We start from the raw sequence: 20,194 nt of genomic DNA, 5'->3' as shown, positions 1-20,194 counted from the left end.
CATTACCGCAGCGAGCGTCGCCATGAGTGATGTACGCCACCATCTAAGTCCACGTGACCGTCTGGAGCTGTTGTGCTGGCTCACATGCGGGAGTCTTGGCGCTTATTACCTGAATGAAGATTGGCCCGATGCGGCGTTTCATGTGCAGGCCGCGCATAAGTGGCTCGACCGGCGGTCCCGGGAGGCGGACTGGCTGAGTATTGCCAGGTTGTCGGCTACCGCTGTTGAGATTGCCAGGCGGCATGCCGGGTTTGTCGAGGCTGACTGGGCTCGGGATGCGGTTGAGGAAATTCTCGATACGGATGAGTTGGATCCTCAGGCGAGGCTGGTTCGGCAGGTTTTTGGGGATTGTCAGAGTGCGTTGGGGGATCGGCGGGTGGCCGATTAAGGGGTTGGTTTCGTGGGGTGTTGGCCTTTCCTTGATTTCCTGGTGGTCTATTGGCGTTGCCCCTGTGCGGGGCGGCACTTACTCGCTTTGCCGCGGCAAAGAGAGCAAGCAGAGAAAGCCGCTTCACACCGCCAGCCCATAAGCGGGTCCCTCGCGCAGCCACGGTAGTGGTGCATCTGAAATCCGTGTTCTCGCGCATTCTGCGTTCGTGACAAGGCAGTCATTCTTTCGGCGGCGCTGCGCGCGCCCCACGGTCGTTCTTCAACCCTCGGGCGTTTTTTGGCTTTCCTGCTCTTCGACTGGCTTGAACGGGGGGCCGCGCTGGCGGCTAAAATACCGGACACCGCGCTGTCGCGTGTCACGTACCCGGTCGAATACCTTGAAACGCAAAATGCCCGCGCTGAACGCGCTCAAAGCCTTCGAAGTCGCCGGCCGTACGGGCAGCTTCACCCGTGCCGCGGAATTGCTCAACGTTACCCAAAGCGCGGTCAGCCGGCAGGTACGGCAACTGGAGACGCAACTCGGTGAGACGCTGCTGCAACGCCATCATCACCATCTGGAACTCTCCGCCGCCGGACGGATCCTGCTGCAAGCGCTGCAGCACTCGTTCGATCGCATCGAACTCACGGTGCGCAGCCTGCAGGATAAAACCCACCGTAACCGGCTGCGCATCAATGCGCCGCCCACCTTCACGAGCCGCTGGCTCATGCCGCGTCTAAGCCGCCTGCGTGACGCCTATCCGCATCTCGAACTGAGCCTGTCGACTCGCGTCGACGATAACCTCGCGGAGTCGGGCGTGCTCGACTGCGCGATCCGCTTCGGCAACGGCGAATGGGAAGGTTTCGACAATCGGCTGCTGATGAACGAGCGGCACATTGCCGTCTGCGCGCCGGGTTTGCTCGCGCGTCAGGCGGGCCGCACGGCGCTCGACCTGAACCAGTTCACGCTGCTACACGTGCTCGCCAGCGCCGATCAGCGGTATCTCACCTGGCAGCATTGGCTGAAGGCGGCGGCCATCGACAACGTCGACACCAGCGGCGGCTACGAATTCGATCTGCTCGACCACGCAATCCGCGCAGCGATCGACGGGCTCGGCGTCACCATCGCCGACCGTCACATGATCGGCCGCGAACTCGCGGAAGGCCTGCTCGTGCCGGTGCTCAACGTGCATGTAGATGGGCACCAGTCGTACTGGTTCGTCACGCGCCAAGGACAAGACGATCTGCCCCACGTGGCGCTGTTTCACGACTGGTTGCAGCAGGAAATCTGGCTGAGCGGCATGGCGCTCGATTCGTCGGAGTCGGCGCCGCTGGGCGATACCCTTTGATCCGTACCATAGCGATAGTGCCGCGCGAGCGAACATGAAAAAACCGCGCCGATACGAAAGTATCGGCGCGGTTTTTTATGGCGTTGAAGAACTCAACTCGAACCCGTCGGCATTCAAGCCGCCGCGGCCAACTCCGCCGCCTTGGGTTGACGCGCAGCTTCCTGCGCGGCGTCTTCGAGAATCATCTCGGCGCCCTTTTCGGCGACCATCATGGTCGGCGCATTGATATTGCCGGACGTGATGTTCGGAAAGATCGACGCATCCACCACCCGCAAGCCGGCCATGCCATGCACGCGCAAACGCGCATCGACCACCGAGGTGCGCGGATCGTCGCCCATCGCGCACGAGCCGCACAGGTGATAGATCGAACCCGACTGCTCGCGGAAGTACTGCAGGAAGCCTTCGCGGGTATTCACCTGCGGCCCCGGCGAAATTTCCTCGACCGTGATCGCCTTCAGGGCCGGTGCCGACATCACCTGGCGCACCAGTTCGCAACCCTGGATCACCTCGTCGATGTCCTTTTCCGTGGTCAGTGCGTTGATGCGAATCTTCGCGGCATCCTCGGCACGATTCGACGCGATCTCGATCGAACCACGGCTGGTCGGACGGCACGGATTGAAAGCCAGCAGGAAACCCGAATACGGTTCCGGTTCGAGACTCGCCTTGTTGCTCTTCGGAATGCGATACGACAGCGGATTGAAATAGAGCTGCAGATTCGGCTGCGTCTCCTGTTCGTTACCTTTGAAGAATCCGCCCGACTGGTTCACGCTCATCGCGAGCGGCCCCTTGCGCGTCAGCAGATACTGCAGGCCGAGTTTCAGCTTGCCGAGCAGCGGCCGCATCTCGTCGTTCAGCGTCTTCATGTTCGCGCGGTAGTAGAAGCTCACGCACAGATGGTCCTGCAGGTTCTGGCCCACCGCGGGCAGTTCCTTGACCATCGCGATGCGATGCTTTGCGAGCAACGCGCTGTCGCCCACGCCGGACAATTGCAGCAGTTTCGGCGAATCGACCGCGCCGGCCGACAGAATCACTTCACGGTTCGCCGTGAATTGCCGCGCCGTGCCGTTTTGGGTGACGCTCACGCCGATCGCGCGCTGATTGCCGTCGAATAGCACGCGGCTCACCAGCACCTCGCGTTCGACCGTCAGGTTCTTGCGGGTCAGCACCGGATGCAGATACTCGAAGCTGCTCGACGAACGCTGACCGTTACGCGTATTCACGTCGTAAATGCCCGCGCCTTCGAAGTTCGCGCCGTTGAAATCGTCGCTGCGCCGATAACCGGCCTGGTCGCAGCCTTTCAGGAACACGTGGCAAATCGGGTGCACGTCGTCTTTCATCGGCGAAATACGGATCGGGCCGTCCGCGCCGTGATATTCCGTGTTGCCGAGCGGATGCGATTCGAGCTTGCGGAAGTACGGCAGCACGTCGCGAAACGCCCAGCCGGTGTTGCCCGCCGCGGCCCAATCGTCGAAATCGTGCGGCTGGCCGCGCACGTAGATCATCGCGTTGATCGAACCCGAGCCGCCCTGCACCTTGCCGCGCGGACAATAGATCGGCCGGTTGTCGAGTTCTTTTTCGGGCTCGCTGTAGTACATCCAGTTGTAGGTTTCGTTGTAATACGTCTTGGTGAAACCCACCGGAATCTTGAACCAGAACGAGCTGTCCTTGCCGCCCGCTTCCAGCAGCAGCACCGAATATTGGCCCGACGCCGACAGGCGATTGGCGAGAATGCAGCCCGCCGAACCCGCGCCGACGATGATGTAATCGTAGTTCATGCTCTATGTCGCCAGACGGCGCCCAATCCATTGAATACCGATGCCACGGTCAACCGGGGCCCAACCACTTCAGTCACTTCAATCACTTCAGTCACTTACAACCACTTCAACCCTTGGCCGGCGCGAGATCCTTCACGTCGGCGGGCTGTGCGGCCATTTGCAGATGCAGACGCTCGCCGGTGTACGGCGTGTGCTGCCTGACGACGTCCATGTTCAATTCCACGCCGAGACCCGGTTCCTGCGAGGCAATGATGTAGCCGTCTTCCCATTGAATCGGCTTCTGCAGCACCGCCGCATGGAAACCGTCCCACGTGCCGATGCTTTCCTGAATCAGGAAGTTCGGCGTGCAGGTCGCGAGCTGAATACTGGCCGCCGCGCCGATCGGCCCGTTGTACAGATGCGGTGCGATCTGCGCGTAATACACCTCGGCCAGCGTCGCGACTTTCTTCGCTTCGAGCAGGCCGCCCACGCGCGCCACGTTCAGTTGCAGAATCGACGCCGCGCCCGCTTCGAGCAGCTTGAAAAACTCGTATTTGGTGGTCAGGCGTTCGCCCGCCGCGATCGGAATACTGGTGTGCCGCGAGACTTGCGCCATCGCACCTTCCTGGCCCGGCGGCACCGGTTCCTCGAACCACAACGGGTCGTATTTTTCGAGGCGCTTCGCAAGGCGAATGGCCGACGACGGCACCATCTGACCATGCGTGCCGAACAGCAGATCCGCCTTGCTGCCGACCGCTTCGCGCACGCGGCGGCAGAATGTCTCGCAACGGTCCAGCACTTCCATGGACAGTTGATGACCCGAATACGCGGTGTACGGACCGGCCGGATCGAACTTGACGGCGGTGAAGCCGCGCTTCACGTTCTCGAGCGCGCATTCGGCCGCAAGATCGGGATCGTCGTAGTCGTATTCGCCTCGGCTGTTCTTCGGATACAGATACGTGTACGAGCGCAGACGCTGATTCACCATGCCGCCCAGCAACTCGTACACCGGCTTGTTGGCCGCCTTGCCGATAATGTCCCAGCACGCCATTTCAAGGCCACTGACCACGCCCATCATCGTCAGATCGGGGCGCTGTGTGAAACCGCTCGAATACGCTTCGCGCCAGAGCCGCTCGATATGATGCGGGTCCTTGTCGAGCAGATAGCGGCCGAATACATCGTCGATGATGGCGGTCATCGCCTTCGGGTGAAACGTCGCCGAATAGATTTCGCCGACGCCTTCAATCCCGCAATCGGTCTTGAGCTTGACGAAGATCCAGTACATGCCGCCCACGTGCGGCGGCGGAACGGCGACGATATGCGTTTCGAGCGAGACAACTTTCATTTACGCACCCTCTTTTCTGTTGAGCATGTTTCTCAGCGCGAGCCCGGCGAAGCCACCGAGCGCCGCCATGGCGGCCACATAGCCGAAATACAGTTGATAGCCGAAGACGCCCGGGAAGGTCTGCGTCAGATAGCCGTTGATGAGCGGCAGGAACACGTCCGGCGAATAACCGAGCACGGAGATCAGGCCGATCGCGAGGCCCATCGTGGTGACCGGAATATTGCAGCGGTCCAGCAGCGACCAGTAGAGGCCGCGAATCGCGTACGTCAGAATGCCGATGAACAGCACGAGGAACACCAGCAGCACGTGGCTCGAAATGCGCGGCGCCGCCATCAAACCGAGCAGCGACAGCGCCGCGAGAAACAGCGCGATCACCAGCACCGACACCTTCGAGTAGCGGTCGCCGAGAAAGCCGCCGCCAATGCCGCCGATCGGCCGCATCCACAATTTGAGCGTGGTGATCGTGCCGGCCATCACGACGCTCAGGCCGATCCCGCCTTCGTGCAGATACGCGGAGAAGCTGTACGTGGCCCAGAACACCTGATAGCCGCAGAACACGATCGCCGCGACCAGCCAGAGTTCGGGAATCTTCGCGAGCGTTTTCAGATCGACCAGCACGTTGCTGCGTTGACGCGAGGCGCGATTGGCCGCCGCGTCTTCCGCGCCTTGCGGGTCTTTGACCAACGCCAGGATCACGCCCAGGGCGATACACAGAAACGCGTACAGGTAGACCACCAGCTTGAAACCGGCCGCGACCGGTTCGCCTTTGGTCTGCGTCACCCACGCGAACAGCGAGATCGCGATGGTGGCGAGCATCGCTTCGATCAGGCCGCGGCCACCGTCGAGCAAGCCGAAGAAGCGGCCCTGCTCCTGCGCGCCGGCAATCATCGTCACGCGTTTGATGACGGCGGCCCAGAACGTCAAACCGGTCGACAAACCCCAGCCGCCGAAGATCAGCATCAGCATCGGGAACGACGGCGCGGTCGAATACCACAAGCCCAGCACGCCGGTTGCGATCAGCGAAAAGCAGATCAGCAGACGCGGTGCGATACGGTCGGCCAGCCAGCCGCTCGGCAGATAGCTCACCAGAAAAATCGTGCCCAGCGACGAATACAGATAACCCAGCTGGCTATCCGTGATGTGGAACACGTCGAGCATCGTCGGCTGATACACCTGCCGCAGATACAGAATCGGATAGATCGCGCCGGCGGCGATCACCAGCAGCATGAGCTGGATATAACGCTGGGTTTTATTCTTTTGCAGTGCGGCTTCGGCGTCGCTTAATGCGAGCGAGGCGGCTTGACGAACGGGTTGCGATGACACGTGAGCGCTCCTCGGAGACACCGTGCCGGCGTGAACGGCCGCCGGGTCTCCAGATCTATTTTTTATGGATTTAACTGCGGATGGATAAAGCGCGCGCCGTGCTTTTCGGTGTGCGGCGCGCGCCGGTTCTGCTTCAGTACTTCATGACCACGAGACGGGTCTGCGTGAATTCGAGCATGCCGTGCTTGCCGTCGTCGCCGCCCAGGCCCGAGCGTTTCCAGCCGGCGTGGAAGCCTTGATATGGATCGGCCGGCGTGCGGTTCACGTACAGTTCGCCCGCTTCGATGTGGTTGGCGATCTTCATCGCGGCGCGATAGTTCTCCGTGTACAGCACCGACGACAAACCGAACTGGTGGTCGTTGGCCATCTCCAGCGCTTCGTCGAGCGTGCGGTATTTGACGACCGGCATGATCGGACCGAAGGTTTCTTCCTGGATGATTTCCATGTCCTGACGGCAATTCGTCAGCAACGTGGCCGGATAAAAGAAGCCCGGGCCGGACGGCAGCTTGCCGCCGGTTTCGAGCGTGGCGCCGGCCGCGAGCGCGCGTTCCACCATGGCGTGAATCGACTGGCGCGAGGCCTCGTTGACGAGCGGCCCCATCAGCGCGGGCTGTTCGCTGCGGTCGCCGCTTTCCACCGCGCTCATCTGTTTCTTCAGCAGCGCGACGAAGCGGTCATGCACGCTTTCCTGCACGTAGACACGTTCGATCGCCGTGCACAACTGACCGCAGTGCGTGGTCTTCGACGCCACCAGATCGCGCGCGGCTTTCTCCAGATCGGCGTCGGCCTCGATGATCGCCGGCGTCTTGCCGCCCAGTTCGAGCGACGGCTTGGCGATGTTCGCCTTGCAGTAATCGAGCACCTTGCGGCCCGCGCCGACGCTGCCGGTCAGCGTGATCATGCCGACCTTCGGGTGCGTGCAGAGCGCTTCGGCGGTGGCGTGATTCATCGCGAGAATGTTCACGACGCCGGCGGGCAAGCCGGCCTTCTCGACGGCTCGCGCGATGTCGAACGCGGACGTCGGCGTGTTGTTACTGGGGCGCACCACCACCGTGTTACCGGCGATCAACGCGGGCGCCACCTTGCGCATGAACGTGTAGACCGGGTAGTTGAACGGAATCAGGCAAGCCACCACGCCAATCGGTTCGCGATGCAGCACCAGGTTTTCGTCGGGCGTATCGCTGGGAATCACTTCGCCTTCGATGCGGCGCGCCCATTCGGCGTGATAGCGGGTGATCTGGCCGGCGTAGATGGCTTCGTTGGTGGCGTCGGCGACACTCTTGCCCGACTCCAGCGCGAGCGCCGCGCCGATGGCGGGCGCGCATTCGGTCAGCGCGTCGGCCAGCTTGTGCAGGTAAGCGCCACGTTCGGCGGAAGGCAGCTTGCGCCAGCTCTTCTGCGCGGCAGCGGCGGCATCGACCGCGGCCAAAGTCTCGGCCGGCGTGGCGGCCGTGACGTGCGCGATCACGGCGCCGGTGGCCGGGTTGTGGACGGCGATGAGTTCGTCGCTCGCGGCTCCGGTGGCGGGTTCGTTGAACCGGCCGTTAGAAAAATTCCGCTCGATTCGCATGGTCGTCTCCTGAATGGCGTGGTGCAAAACGCATGGCTTCCGGCTATCGCCTTCATGCCTAAGTTGCATGAACGGAATTTTTCTCCTCGTCAGGTCGACCCACAAGCGAATAATTTGCGGGACAAACATTCGAAAAAATCATGTTTATCCAGGGATCGACCTTATACGCCGATCCCCGTTCCGAATTGCAGAATCCGGGCTTCGCCAAAAAGCAGCGGCCTTGCGGGCGGCGTTCCCGCCGTCCGGACCGAAGGCCGCTCACTACCAACGTCTGGAGCTCGACCATGAAAAAGAACCGCCTGGCCACCGCCACCACCGCCACCCTCGCCGGCTTCGCGGCGCTTGCCTCGCTGGCGGCGGCGCCGGCTTTCGCGCAAAGCAGCGTGACCCTGTACGGCGTCCTCGACGAGGGCATCGACTACACCAACAACGCCGGACGTGGCGCGGTCTGGGAAATGGCCAGCGGTTATGCGCAAGGCAGCCGTTGGGGCATGAAGGGTTCGGAAGACCTGGGCGGCGGCATGCAGGCGGTGTTCCAGCTGGAAAACGGCTTCGACGTGAGCTCCGGGCGGCTGGGCCAGGGTGGCCGCATGTTCGGCCGCCAGGCCTACGTGGGTCTGAGCGATAACCGTTTCGGCACGGTGACCTTGGGCCGTCAGTACGACTCGGTGGTCGATTACCTCGCGCAGACCACCGCCAACGGCAACTGGGCCGGTTATCTGTTCGCGCATCCGTACGACAACGACAACACCGACAACTCGTTCCGTCTCGGCAATAGCGTGAAATACGCGAGCCCGGACATCGCGGGCTTCCAGTTCGGCGGCGTCTACAGCTTCAGCAACGACACCAACTTCGCGAACAATCGCGCGTACAGCTTCGGCGGCCAGTATGCGAACGGCGGCGTGCTGATCGCGGCGGCCTATTTGCAGGCGGACAACCCCGGCGTGGGCGCGACCGGCGCGATCACCGCCAACGACGCGAGCTTTATCGCCGGCCGCATGCGGGTGTTCGGCGGCGGCATCAACTACACGTTCGGCTCGGCGACCGCGGGTTTCGCGTACACCAACTCGAATTACCAGAACCCGACCGGCAACGGCTATATCGGCATTCCGCTGGCCGCGGCCGGCGTCACGCTGAACACGCTGAAGTACCAGAACTTCGAAGTGAACGGCAAATACCAGTTCACGCCGGCGTTCTTCGTCGGCGCGCAGTATGTTTACACGATGGAGAACTACGACGCGTCGTCGGGCAGCGTGAAGCCGAAGATTCACTCGGTCGGCCTGATGGCGGATTACAACCTCTCCCGACGCACGGACGTCTACGTGCAGGGTGAATATCAGAAGGTGGCCGGCAGCTCGACCAGCTCGATTCTCGACGACGCATTCATTCCGGGCGTGCAGGCGCCGTCGTCGACGGGCACCCAGGTGGCCGTGCGGGTCGCGTTACGGCATAAGTTCTAACGCGATGTGAGCCGGCGGGGCGCTGCAATGCCCCGCCGTGTTCAGGTTTTTTCGATGTTCACGTTCCGTATACATCGACTTTTTTTGAACACGACGGCAACGCGGCACGCACGTTCAACTTTTGCAAGCTGTTCACGTTACGTATACACTCGCAAAAATTGAACAGAGGTGGACCATGCCACGCCCATCCGCGCAGCCGTTCGTGCCCGACCCGACAGTCCAGGCCGCCGCCGAGGCCTTCACCGCCGCGAGCGGCGTGACCGCCAGAATCCTGCGGCCGCCGGCTCGCACGCATTACTCGGCGAAAATCGAATTCCGCATCACGCCGGGCAAGAGCTGGTCCCGGCCGGTGCTGCTGGCCGAGAACGTCGACCGTTTCGCCACGCTGGCCGCCATCAGGGCCACCGCGCACCTTCGCGCGGACCAGCCCTTCGTGGTGGTGGCGCCGCATCTGTCGTCGGCCATGCTTCGGCATTGCCGCGAATTGGGACTGGACGCGCTGGACACATCCGGCAACGCCGTCCTGCACGCCGACGGCAACCTGATCATGATTTCCGGCGAAAAACGCACCGGACTCGCGAGCCGCACCAAAGACCGCGCGTGGACCGCCAAGGGCATGAAGGTCGTGCTCGCCCTGCTGTGCGAGCGCGAACTCGTCAATGCGGGCCAACGCGTCATCGCGCAACGGGCGGGGGTCAGCCTCGGCACCGCGCAGTCCACCTTTCGCGACCTGTTCGAGCGGGGCGATATCGTCCAGCGCAAAGACAGTCACGTGCTGGCCGATAGCGGCCGCCTGCTCGACGAATGGGCCGCCCTGTACCCCTCCCGGCTGCGCAATCAACTGCTGGTGAACCGTTACCGGGCCGAAGACCCGGCATGGTGGCGCGGCATCGATCCGCGCAGCGAGCAGTGCCGGTTCGGCGGCGAAGTGGCCGCCGCACTGCTCACCGGCTACCTCAAACCGGCCACCGTGACGCTGTATTGTCAGCACGACATGCCGCGCAAATGGCTGATCGACGCCCGCCTGCGACTCGATCCGAACGGCGACGTGGAACTGCTGAGCGCCCCGCTCCCGCTGTCCGGCGCGATCGATGCATGGCAAGCGGCCAGCCTGCCGAAGGTGGCGCCGTCGGTCGTGCATCCCGCGCTGATTTACGCCGATCTGGTCGCCACCGGCGACTCCCGCAACCTCGACACCGCCCGGATGCTCCGTGAGCAATACCTTGCCGCTTGATCCGCGCGGCGACCGGCCGCTACCCGCGATCGCGGTCGACCTGTTGCGGCATGTCGCGGCCACGGCACACGCAACACAGATCGATTGGTTCGTGGGCGGCGCGAGTGCCCGCGACATCGTGCTGACCCACGTGCACGGCATCGCCGCGACGCGCGCCACCGCCGACATCGATATCGGCGTCGACGTGGAAAGTTGGACCGGTCATGCCGAGCTCAAGGCCGCCTTGATCGCAAGCGGCGCGTTCGAGCAGCGCAACGAGGCGCATCGGCTCTATTACCGGGCGCCCGGCAGCGGCGAGTTGATGTGGCTGGATATCGTGCCGTTCGGCGGCATAGCGAGTCAGGCGGCTCATGCGGGCCCGGCAGCGAAAGCGACAGCGGCGGCGGCGGCGAGCGAAATCGCGTGGCCGCCCGATCACGCGGTACGAATGAACGTGGCCGGTTTCGCGGAGGCGCTGGGCGACGCCGTCGCCGTGCGGCTCGCCGCGGACCTCGTGGTTCCCGTAGCCTCGCTGCCGGGTCAGGCCATGCTGAAAATCGTCGCGTGGCACGACCGTCACGCCACCGACAGAAAAGATGCGGCGGACCTGCTGTTCCTGCTCGGCAACTACGCCGCGGCAGGCAATCAGGCACGGCTGTACGACGAGCAGTACGAACTCGTCGAGCGTTATGGACATCAACTGGAACTGGCGGGCGCGGCGCTGCTCGGGCGCGACACCGCGGCGCTCGCCTCGGCGCAGACCCACGAGTTAATCGCGCGGGTGCTGGCGTTCGGCACCGACTATCCGCGCATCCTCGACCATATGATGGCGCTCAGCGCCAGGCTTTTCGAACCCACGCCTGAGCTGAGCGAGTCTTTATTCAACGCGTTTCGGGACGGTTTTCGCGGCGCTGGCTAAACAGCCGGAACAGCCGGCACCGCGAGCATCCGCGCGCGACGACGCGGCGCGAACGCTTTCAACCGCGCACCCACCACCCCGGCCTCAATCGCCGACTTTCACCACTACTTTCCCGAACGCGCCCCGCTCGAGATGCGCGAGCGCCGCCGGCAACTGGTCGAACGCGTAGACCGTATCGACCACCGGCTTGAGTTCGAGCGTATCGACCGCGCGCACCAGATCTTCAAGCGCGCGCCGATGACCGACGCCGATGCCCTGGATCGTCGGCCGTCCGAGGAAACTCGGAATGCTCGGCAGCGACATGCTGTAGCCGTCCAGCGTGCCGATCAGCGAAATACGGCCGCCTTGCCGCAACGCGCGCAACGACGCGCCGAGGTTGTCGCCGCCCGCCAGTTCGAACACATGATCGACGCCGCGCCCGCCGGTCAGCTCACGCGCGACGTGCGCCCAGTCGGGCGTCGCGTTACGGTCGATGCCATGCGTCACGCCCAGCGCCAGCACGCGCTGCAGCTTGGCGGCGCTACTCGTGGTGGCGATCACCTGCGCGCCGTGCGCACGCGCCAGTTGCACGCCGAACAACGCGACCCCGCCGGTGCCTTGCATCACCACCGTCTGCCCCGCGTGGAGCGCGCCCTTCTCCACCAGCGCGAACCACGCAGTCAGGCCGGCGCACGGCAGCGTGCTGGCTTCGAGCGCGCTCAACGTGCGCGGCGCACGCACGGCCCAGGATTCGTGCAACACCACGTAGTGCGCCAGCACGCCCGGCAACGAGCCACCGAGCACACCCGCATCGGGCGGACATTCACCGTCGATCCACCCGGCCCAGAACGTGCCTAGCACGTCGTCGCCCTCGCTGAAGCGCGTCACGCCCGCCCCGGTCGCGACCACCGTGCCGGCCATGTCGGAACCGGGCGTGGCCGGCAGCGTAGTCGACGTGTCCGTCTGCTCGTCGGCGATAAACCACAAGTCGCGATAGTTCAGCGACACCGCCGCGACCCGCACCACGATTTCGCCGGCGCCGGGCGTCGGCATCGGCTTGTCTTCCAGACGCAGATTGTGCGCACCGGCTTCCCGTAAAACCCATTGACCCATCGTTTGCATTTCGGCTCCTGCCTTGGCTGTTTTCGATGAGAAGAGTCTAAATCGCCGGGAAACGCTACAGTGACGGCATCTGATCGCCAGTTTGTAGCGTTTTTGGCACCAGTTAGTCCGCTATTGTCGGGCATCGAGCCAAGGGAGCGTGTTCCATGAGAGACCGTCTGAGCGGCATCGCCGCGTTCGTCAACGCCGCCGAAGCCGGCAGCTTCGCGCTCGCCGCCGAGCGCATGCATCTGTCGCGTTCGGCGGTGGGCAAGACCATCGCGCGTCTCGAAGAGCAACTCGGCACGCGGCTGTTTCACCGCACCACGCGCAGTCAAAGCCTCACCGAAGACGGTCACGCGTTTTACGAACGCTGCGTGCGCGCGCTCGCCGAACTCGACGCCGGCGAAGCGACTTTGACCGCGGGCCGCCAGGACCCGCAAGGACGGTTGCATGTCAGCATGCCGGTGCTGTTCGGGCGACGTTGCGTCGCGCCGATTCTGCTCGAACTGGCGCAGCGATATCCGAAGCTCGAGTTGCAGATCAGTTTCACCGACCGCGTGATGGATCTGGTCGAGGAAGGTATCGACCTGGTGGTGCGCGGCGGTCCGTTGAACCGTGCGCCGGCGGGACTGGTGGCGCGCCGGCTCGGCGAACAGATCATGGCGCTCTGCGCGGCGCCCGCCTATCTGGCGCAACACGGCACGCCGCATACGGTCGCGGACCTGCAGCGCCATCAAGGCATTTTCTATGCGCGTGGGCGGCGTGAAGCGGCATGGCAGTTGCCGGATAACGACGCGGTCTTGCAGAACATCGTGATTCCGCACCGGCTACGTTTCGACGATCTCGAAACGATTCTTGCCGCGACCGTGGCGGGCGCGGGCATCGCCTGTCTGCCGTGCTGGCTGATCGCCGGCGCCATGGCGAGCGGCGCGCTGGTGAAAGTGCTGCCGGCGTTGCCCGGACAGCGTATCGATCTGCATCTGGCGTGGCAGCAGACGCGCCATTTGCCGTCGCGAATGCGCGTCGTGATCGACGAACTTGCGGCGCGCGTGCCCGCCGTGCTCGCGGAAGGCATTGCCGATAAGAATTGAAGAGTCGCGCGGGACGTCATGCGCCAAGCTGGCGAAGCGGCCCACACGGGGTGGATTTCACGCGCTACGGCAAGACCTCAACCGCCCGAGGTCTTCTTCACGAACGCGCTAACCACCGCTTCCAGTTCCTTCGTAATCGACGTCATCACACCGGCCACGACCGCGAATTCGCGTCCCGTCACATCCGTGCGGCTCGCGACGATCTGACCATTGAAAGAGACGATATGCGCCTCTTTCGCGATCGCCTTGATCCGCTCGATCAGATTCTGCTGTTCCTTCTTCTGCGCTCGCGCAATCCGCCGGCTCTCTTCTTCGTACACCGCCGTGACGCCATGCAGTTGCGCGAGCAACGGATCGACCGAGCCGATCAGGGCGGCGAGCGCGTCCGCCGAGTGCGGCGCGGCGCGTCCGATCGCGTCGAGCGCCGCCGTGGCCAGCGCAATAAAGTCGGCGATCTTCCGCGCCACCTGGCCGTTGCCGTGAAACGCGTCGCGCAGTGCCGGCGAGAATAATCCGGGCAGGCCGTCGCGACCTTGCACCAGCGCCGCGTGACTGTCCGCGAACGTGCGCAAGGTGTCGCGCGCAATCGCGAGCGCGCCGTCGAATTGCTGGCACGCCAGCATCGCCTTCAACACAATGCGCTGCGACAGCATCCGCTGACGTCCGGCCATGTTGATCAGCGAACTCATCACCTCGCTGGAGACGTCCGTGTCGGCGGGTGCTGCGATTGCGTGAAGCCTGTGTGCGGTAATGCTCATGTTCGCTTCTTAACGATGTCGAGAGTCCCCGCCGCCTGCGCGTTCGTTGCGTATCACCGCCGCGACGAACGCGCAGATATGGCCGGGTCGATGCGTCACTCGGTGGCGTGCGCGTGCAAGACGCCGGTTCCCATCGACCACGCCAGCCACGGACGGCGCAGCGCGACGATCGCGACGAACGCGCAGGCCGCCAGCGCGCCGAAGGTCGCGAAGCCCATCTGATAGCTGCCGGTGCTTTCTTTCGCGATGCCCATCACGACCGGCAGATAGAAGCCGCCGATCCCGCCCGCCGCGCCGACAATGCCCGACATCAAACCCGTGCGTCCCGCCCAGCGATGCGGCACCAGTTGAAAGGTCGCGCCGTTGCCGAGACCGAAGGCCACGTACAGACACAACAGCAAGGCGATGCCGCCCACCATTGCAGGCATCGCGGCGGCGAACACGAAGTCGCACAGCGAGATGATCGCCAGCAGGAAAGTCAGCGCGCGCACGCCGGACACCTTGTCGGCGATCAGGCCGCCGAGCGGGCGCACCATCGCGCCGGTCGCGGCGAGCAGCGCCATGAACAGGCCGGCGTCGATTTTCGACAGTTGATAGAGGTTGGTCAGCAGCAGCGACACATACGAGGACATACCGACGAAACCGCCGAACGTGATGCTGTACACCAGCATGATCGCCCACGTATCCCGTTCGGCGAGCACCGCGCGATAACGCTTCGGCAGCACCGCGATGGCCAGCAATGCGCCGATCACCGGCAACAGCAGCACGCCGGTCTTGCCCGCGCCGAACAATCCGGCTTCGACGAGCAGCACCAGCACGATCAGCCCCACCAGCGTGACCGCGAAACTCGTGAAGGCGCGCAGCACGCTGCCGGTCTTGATGCCCGCGTCGTTAGCCCAGAAGTACAACGTGATCGCGGCAATCGCCAGCAAGGGCAGCGCGCCGCCGGCAGCCATCTGCCAGCCGTAGTGCGTGGCCAGTTGCGGGAACAGGAAGCCGTCGAGCACCGCGCCGATATTGCCGGCGGCGGCCAGACCCAACACCAGCCCCTGCACTTTCGGCGGATAGTTGCTGCCCGCCATCGGCAGCGCCACCGCGAAACTCGCACCGCCGACCCCGAGGAACACGCCGAGCACCAGCAGCAGCGTGTACGACGGCACCGACGCCATGAGCGGCAGCACGATCGTCGGCACCGCCGACAACAACACCCCCATCAGGGCGATGCGTTTGCCGTGCGCGGACTGATACAGATTGCCGAGCGTCACGCGCAGAATCGCCGCCGACAACACCGGCACGGCCACCAGGAACCCTTGCTGCGCAGGCGTCATCGCAATGCTTTTGCTGATGAACGGCGCGAGCGGCCCATACAGCACCCAGACCGTGAAGCCGGTGTCGAAATAGAGGAAGCACGCCACCAGCGCGCGCCAGTCCCCGCTCTTGAGGGAGCTCATCACGTTTTTCATCAGACATCCTCATAAAACTGATTGTTCGTCTATCCGGCCGTAGCGTGCGACGCAAAGTTTTTCGTCATGCACCGGAATGATCGACAAGGTTGAAAACCGGCCTGAACATGCAACCTCCATGCCATCCGGGTGCGTCGTTCGAAGCTCGCTTGCGTACTCCTTGAAACCTGAAACCGCGACCTCGTCGGGTCGCTATCTACGCGCCTGGCACACCGTCTCGATCTTTAGTAAACGTCGCGTGCATAGCGTTTTTCGCGTGCGAGACGGCTCACGTAGTCGAGCGCCTGTTCGTCGCTCATGGCGCCGTGTCGTGCGACGATGTCCTTCAACGCCGCGTCCACATCTTTCGCCATGCGATTGGCGTCACCACAGACGTAGAAATGCGCACCTTCCTCGAGCCACGACCACAGTTGCGCACCCTGCTCGCGCATGCGGTCCTGCACATAGATCTTGTCCGCCTGGTCGCGCGAGAACGCGAGGTCCAGCCGGTTGAGCAGACCGTCGTCGCGCATGGCTTCGAGCTCGTCGCGATAGTAAAAATCGGAGGCCGCGTGTTGCTCGCCGAAGAACAGCCAGTTGCGCCCGGTGTCGCCCCGTGCCCGCCGCTCGTGCAGAAAGCCGCGAAACGGTGCGACGCCGGTGCCGGGACCGACCATGATCATGGGGGTGTCAGCGCCGTGCGGCGGCCGGAAGTGCGCGGACTTCTGCACGAACACCGGCACCTCGACGTCGCCGGCGCGATCGGCGAGAAACGTCGACGACACGCCTTTGCGATGACGCCGGCCATTGCTGTAACGCACGGCCGACACCGTCAGATGCACTTCACCGGCATGCGCTTTCGGACTCGACGCGATCGAATACAGGCGCGGTTGCAGGCGTTTGAGCATGCCGGTCAATTCGGCGGCGCCAAGCTTCACCGGAAACTCGTGCAGCACGTCGGCCAGTTGTTGCCCCCACAACCACTGCTTGAGGTCGGCCTTGCGCTCGGGCGCCAGCAGATCGCGCAATGCGCCCCTGCCGTTGCCGCTGCGCGCGGCGATCAGCGCGAGCGCATCCAGATTCGGCCGCGCAATCTCGTAGTGCCGGCCGAGTGCGTCGGCCAGTCGCATCTCGCCCGCGCCCGCCACCTGCACCAACGCATCGGCGTGCGCGCCGCTGAGGCCGATCAATTCGTCGACCAGTTCCGGGCAATTGCTCGGCCAGACGCCCAGGGCGTCGCCCGCTTCGTATTCGAGGCCGGACTCGTTCGTGCTGAGCGAGAAGTAGCGCGTGTCTTTCGCCGCACCCTGCCTGTTCAGACGCAGATTCGTCACGAGCCGCGAAGCGGCCGGCCGGGTTTTACTCGGCACCGCGCCCGGGATCACCGCGTTGATCATGCCGCCCGGCGGCACCGCGTGCAGGGCGGCATCTTCTTCCTTGATGCGCACGATGATGCGTTCGAGCCACGCGTCGGCGCCCGGCTGATAGTCGCTATCGCAATCGACCCGGTCCATCAATCGCCGTGCGCCTTTGTCCGCGAGTTGCTCGTCGAGACGGCGACCGTGGCCGCAGAACTGATCGTAGTTGCGGTCGCCGAGCGCGAGCACCGCGAAGCGCACGCCGTCCAGACGAGGCGCGGCGGGCGCACTCAATTGCGCCCACAGACCTTGCGCGTTGTCGGGTGGATCGCCGTCGCCGAACGTGCTGGTCATCAGCAGCACGTATTGCGCTTTGGCCAGCGCCGACACGTCGTAATCCGCCATGCACGAGGTACGGATTTCGAACCCCGACTCCATCAGACGCGTGGCGTAGCGCTCGGTGAGCGATTCGGTATTGCCGGTTTGCGAGGCCCACAGCAGCGTGACCTTGGGCCGTGCGCGCGCGATCCGCACGCCGGACGATTGCGCCGCTTCTTGCGGCAGATGAACGGGCGAGGTGGGCGCGGCCGCCGGCGAGGTCGGCACCGCGCTGCGGCTAAATAGCCCCGCGAGCAAACCGTCCACGTACAGACGCTTCGTTGCATCGAACGGCGCGCTAAACGGCAAGACCGGCACAGCGCCGCTGTCACCACTCATGCCCTGCTCGCGCGCCGAGTGCAGGCCGCTCACGAAACCCGCCAGATAAGTCCGCTCGGCATCGGTGAACGACGGCGCAGGCGTTGGCGGCAATTGCAACGCACGGGTGAGTGCTTCGATAGACGGCATGGAGAGATCCTCGGCACTGGCCGTTGCAACATCCATTGACGTGGCGGTCGAGCCAATCGCCAGCGCGGACGCAGACGCAGGCGCTGACGTAGACGCGTCGACTAACTCGAGCGCGTCGTCATTCACCAGCGACTCGACAGGCGCCACGCGCACCGGACTCAGCGCGACTGCACAAAACTTGAGTTCGGGTTGCTGCGAAACCGGATCGATGGCGTCGCTCGTTACGGCGTTGATGCACAGGTCATCGCCGAACACGTCGTTCCAGTGCATCGGCGCGAAACAGTGGCCCGCGCTGACGCGCTCGGTCACGACCGCCGGCAACACCGTACGGCCGCGCCGCGAACGAATCTCCACCGGGTCTTTCGCCTTGATGCCGAGCGTGGCGGCATCTTCGGGATGAATCTCGACGAACGGCCCCGGGTTCAGCTTGTTGAGCATCGCGACCTTGCCGGTCTTGGTCATGGTGTGCCATTGATGCTGCAAACGGCCGGTGTTCAGCACGATCGGAAATTCACGGTCAGGCAATTCCGCCGGCGCCGCATAGCCGCGCGCGAAAAACATCGCGCGTCCACTCGCGGTCGGGAACACCAACCGGGGATGGCTGCCGTCCGGCCACGCCTTCAACGGCTGGCTGACGCCGTCGTTGAGGTAACGCACGGGATTGCGCCCGCTCGACTCGTGCGCCGCCAGCGGCCATTGCAACGGCGTGTCCTTCAGGCGCCGATGGCTCGCGCCGCGCAGGTCGTAACCGGTTTTCGGATTCGACGCCCGCGTGATCTCCGCGAAGACCTGTTCGGCGCTCTCGTAGCTGAACGCCTCGGCAAAACCCATTTCACACGCCACCCGCGCGATGATCTGCCAGTCCGGCAACGCCGCGCCCGGCGGCTCGATGCCCTTCTGCATCAGCGTGAGATTGCGCTCCGAGTTGATCATCACGCCTTCCGCTTCGGCCCATAACGCGCCGGGCAGCAGCACGTCGGCGTAGCGATTCGTCTCGGTGTCGAGAAACGCGTCCTGCGAAATCACCAGTTCCGCGGCGCGCAAACCGGCAATCGCGTTCTGCCGGTTCGCGACGCTCGCCACCGGATTGGTGCAGATGATCCAGCAGGCCTTGATCTCGCCCGTGGCCATGCGCGCGAACATGTCGATCGTGCCGTTGCCGACTTCGGTCTTCAAGGTGCCCGGCGGAATTGCCCAAAGCGCTTCGATGAACGCGCGGTCCTGGTCCACCAGCACCGACCGCTGTCCCGGCAAACCCGGGCCCATGTAGCCCATTTCGCGGCCGCCCATCGCATTCGGCTGGCCGGTCAGCGAAAACGGCCCGCTGCCGCGGCGGCAGATCTTGCCGGTCGCCAGATGCAGGTTGCAGATCGCGTTGGTATGCCACGTGCCGTGCGTGCTCTGATTGAGGCCCATGGTCCAGCAACTGATCCACTCTTTTGCCGTGCCGATCATCTGCGCCGCGCGGCGAATGTCTTCGGCAGGCAAGCCGGTGATTCGCGCGACGTTGTCAGGCGTGTAATCCGCCAGAAACGCGGGCATTGCGTCCCAGCCCTCGGTGGCCTCGGCGATAAAGGCGGCATCCGTCTGGCCGTTTTCGTGCAGCAGATGCAGCAGACCGTTGAGCAGCGCGAGGTCGGTGCCCGGCTTGATCTGCATGAACAGATCGGCTTTGTCGGCGGTCGTGTTGCGGCGCGGATCGACCACGATCAGTCTGGCGCCGGCCTTCACTCGGTCCATCATCCGCAGGAACAGAATCGGGTGACAGTCGGCCATATTCGCGCCGATCACGAAGAATACGTCGGCGTGATCGAAGTCGTCGTACGAGCCCGGCGGGCCGTCCGCGCCGAGCGACAATTTGTAGCCGCTGCCCGCGCTCGCCATGCACAGGCGCGAGTTCGATTCGATATTGTTGGTGCCGACGAAACCCTTGGCGAGTTTATTGACGAGGTACTGCGCTTCGATCGACATCTGCCCGGACACGTAGAACGACAGCGCGTCCGGTCCATGCTGGTCGAGCAGGCCGCGCAGGCGCGCCGCCGTGCTGCTGATTGCCTGTGCCATCGGCAGCGGCACGGGGTCCTGGTCGCGTGCGTGACGCACGAATGCGCCTTCCAGACGCCCCGATTTGCGCAGCGCGACGTGCGCCGATTGCCCCTTCGTGCAGAGCCGGCCGAAGTTGGCCGGATGTTCCTTGTCGCCGGAAATCTTCACGACCTGCCCGTCCTCGACGTGCAGCACCATGCCGCAGCCGACGCCGCAGTAGGGGCACACCGTTTTGACGTTAGCGGAGGACATGGCGGGCTACGTAGTTGGA

At 64.1% G+C, this 20,194-nt stretch carries 14 protein-coding genes; 6 read left to right on the top strand and 8 right to left on the bottom strand.

Translation table 11 applies throughout. The features are described 5' to 3' along the window. Positions 1 to 22: 22 nt before the first annotated feature. Together BX591_RS08130 and BX591_RS08120 are read left to right on the top strand one after the other, a co-directional pair. Entirely contained in the window at positions 23 to 388 is a 366-nt protein-coding gene (locus BX591_RS08130; RefSeq protein ID WP_111930282.1) for a hypothetical protein, read from the top strand. A 391-nt stretch (positions 389 to 779) separates the two neighbouring features. Beyond that, the gene (locus tag BX591_RS08120) at positions 780 to 1,715 is read left to right on the top strand and encodes a LysR substrate-binding domain-containing protein (RefSeq protein WP_111930142.1); all 936 of its coding nucleotides are present in this window, start codon (positions 780 to 782) and stop codon (positions 1,713 to 1,715) included. Positions 1,716 to 1,828: 113 nt separating this feature from the next. On the opposite strand, the gene BX591_RS08115 is transcribed toward BX591_RS08120, so the two are convergent. The 4 genes from BX591_RS08115 to aldA all read right to left on the bottom strand — a co-directional run bounded on the left by BX591_RS08115 (position 1,829) and on the right by aldA (position 7,707). Further along, on the bottom strand, positions 1,829 to 3,490 hold the full coding sequence (locus tag BX591_RS08115) for a GMC family oxidoreductase (protein WP_111930141.1): 1,662 nt from the start codon (positions 3,488 to 3,490) through the stop codon (positions 1,829 to 1,831). Positions 3,491 to 3,596: 106 nt separating this feature from the next. Continuing rightward, complete coding sequence (locus tag BX591_RS08110; protein WP_111930140.1) at positions 3,597 to 4,814, bottom strand: mandelate racemase/muconate lactonizing enzyme family protein; 1,218 nt, start codon at positions 4,812 to 4,814, stop codon at positions 3,597 to 3,599. Then, positions 4,815 to 6,137, bottom strand: a complete 1,323-nt coding sequence (locus tag BX591_RS08105; RefSeq protein ID WP_111930139.1) for an MFS transporter — start codon at positions 6,135 to 6,137, stop codon at positions 4,815 to 4,817. It abuts the gene before it with no gap. Positions 6,138 to 6,270: 133 nt separating this feature from the next. Then, entirely contained in the window at positions 6,271 to 7,707 is a 1,437-nt protein-coding gene (gene aldA, locus BX591_RS08100; protein WP_111930138.1) for an aldehyde dehydrogenase, read from the bottom strand. A 284-nt stretch (positions 7,708 to 7,991) separates the two neighbouring features. Here aldA and BX591_RS08095 point away from each other — a divergent pair, with 284 nt between their 5' ends. From BX591_RS08095 to BX591_RS08085, 3 genes are all read left to right on the top strand, one after another. Further along, entirely contained in the window at positions 7,992 to 9,167 is a 1,176-nt protein-coding gene (locus tag BX591_RS08095) for a porin (protein ID WP_111930137.1), read from the top strand. Between the two features lie 175 nt (positions 9,168 to 9,342). Then, positions 9,343 to 10,401 (top strand): type IV toxin-antitoxin system AbiEi family antitoxin, encoded by a 1,059-nt coding sequence (locus BX591_RS08090; protein ID WP_111930136.1) that lies wholly within the window; start codon positions 9,343 to 9,345, stop codon positions 10,399 to 10,401. After that, positions 10,379 to 11,299 carry a nucleotidyl transferase AbiEii/AbiGii toxin family protein gene (locus BX591_RS08085; RefSeq protein WP_111930135.1) on the top strand — a complete coding sequence of 307 codons (921 nt, stop codon included), beginning with the start codon at positions 10,379 to 10,381 and terminating at the stop codon, positions 11,297 to 11,299. Before BX591_RS08090 ends, BX591_RS08085 begins: the two co-directional genes overlap by 23 nt. Positions 11,300 to 11,383: 84 nt before the next feature. Here the strand turns inward: BX591_RS08085 and BX591_RS08080 are convergent, their stop codons facing one another. After that, a complete protein-coding gene (locus BX591_RS08080; protein ID WP_420849355.1) occupies positions 11,384 to 12,391 on the bottom strand; it encodes a zinc-dependent alcohol dehydrogenase family protein in 1,008 nt (335 codons plus the stop codon). A 155-nt stretch (positions 12,392 to 12,546) separates the two neighbouring features. Here BX591_RS08080 and BX591_RS08075 point away from each other — a divergent pair, with 155 nt between their 5' ends. Further along, a complete protein-coding gene (locus BX591_RS08075; protein WP_111930133.1) occupies positions 12,547 to 13,473 on the top strand; it encodes a LysR family transcriptional regulator in 927 nt (308 codons plus the stop codon). Positions 13,474 to 13,550: 77 nt separating this feature from the next. Here BX591_RS08075 and BX591_RS08070 read toward each other — a convergent pair whose 3' ends face one another. The 3 genes from BX591_RS08070 to BX591_RS08060 all read right to left on the bottom strand — a co-directional run bounded on the left by BX591_RS08070 (position 13,551) and on the right by BX591_RS08060 (position 20,175). Then, positions 13,551 to 14,231 carry a type IV pili methyl-accepting chemotaxis transducer N-terminal domain-containing protein gene (locus BX591_RS08070; RefSeq protein WP_111930132.1) on the bottom strand — a complete coding sequence of 227 codons (681 nt, stop codon included), beginning with the start codon at positions 14,229 to 14,231 and terminating at the stop codon, positions 13,551 to 13,553. A gap of 95 nt (positions 14,232 to 14,326) precedes the next feature. Next, positions 14,327 to 15,694, bottom strand: a complete 1,368-nt coding sequence (locus tag BX591_RS08065) for an MFS transporter (RefSeq protein ID WP_111930131.1) — start codon at positions 15,692 to 15,694, stop codon at positions 14,327 to 14,329. Positions 15,695 to 15,918: 224 nt separating this feature from the next. Next, positions 15,919 to 20,175 (bottom strand): bifunctional nitrate reductase/sulfite reductase flavoprotein subunit alpha, encoded by a 4,257-nt coding sequence (locus BX591_RS08060; protein ID WP_111930130.1) that lies wholly within the window; start codon positions 20,173 to 20,175, stop codon positions 15,919 to 15,921. Positions 20,176 to 20,194: the final 19 nt, after the last annotated feature.

Source organism: Paraburkholderia bryophila, assembly GCF_003269035.1.
Lineage (GTDB): Bacteria > Pseudomonadota > Gammaproteobacteria > Burkholderiales > Burkholderiaceae > Paraburkholderia > Paraburkholderia bryophila.
The sequence above is the reverse complement of the archived record's forward strand: the minus strand, read 5'-3'. Positions and strand labels throughout refer to the sequence as shown.

Excerpts from the sequence above, each read along its gene's own strand:
- BX591_RS08130 (WP_111930282.1), top strand. The coding sequence starts at position 23 with ATGAGTGATGTACGCCACCATCTAAGTCCACGTGACCGTCTGGAGCTG.
- BX591_RS08120 (WP_111930142.1), top strand. The coding sequence starts at position 780 with ATGCCCGCGCTGAACGCGCTCAAAGCCTTCGAAGTCGCCGGCCGTACG.
- BX591_RS08115 (WP_111930141.1), bottom strand. The coding sequence starts at position 3,490 with ATGAACTACGATTACATCATCGTCGGCGCGGGTTCGGCGGGCTGCATT.
- BX591_RS08110 (WP_111930140.1), bottom strand. The coding sequence starts at position 4,814 with ATGAAAGTTGTCTCGCTCGAAACGCATATCGTCGCCGTTCCGCCGCCG.
- aldA (WP_111930138.1), bottom strand. The coding sequence starts at position 7,707 with ATGCGAATCGAGCGGAATTTTTCTAACGGCCGGTTCAACGAACCCGCC.
- BX591_RS08095 (WP_111930137.1), top strand. The coding sequence starts at position 7,992 with ATGAAAAAGAACCGCCTGGCCACCGCCACCACCGCCACCCTCGCCGGC.
- BX591_RS08090 (WP_111930136.1), top strand. The coding sequence starts at position 9,343 with ATGCCACGCCCATCCGCGCAGCCGTTCGTGCCCGACCCGACAGTCCAG.
- BX591_RS08080 (WP_420849355.1), bottom strand. The coding sequence starts at position 12,391 with ATGGGTCAATGGGTTTTACGGGAAGCCGGTGCGCACAATCTGCGTCTG.
- BX591_RS08075 (WP_111930133.1), top strand. The coding sequence starts at position 12,547 with ATGAGAGACCGTCTGAGCGGCATCGCCGCGTTCGTCAACGCCGCCGAA.
- BX591_RS08070 (WP_111930132.1), bottom strand. The coding sequence starts at position 14,231 with ATGAGCATTACCGCACACAGGCTTCACGCAATCGCAGCACCCGCCGAC.
- BX591_RS08065 (WP_111930131.1), bottom strand. The coding sequence starts at position 15,694 with ATGAAAAACGTGATGAGCTCCCTCAAGAGCGGGGACTGGCGCGCGCTG.
- BX591_RS08060 (WP_111930130.1), bottom strand. The coding sequence starts at position 20,175 with ATGTCCTCCGCTAACGTCAAAACGGTGTGCCCCTACTGCGGCGTCGGC.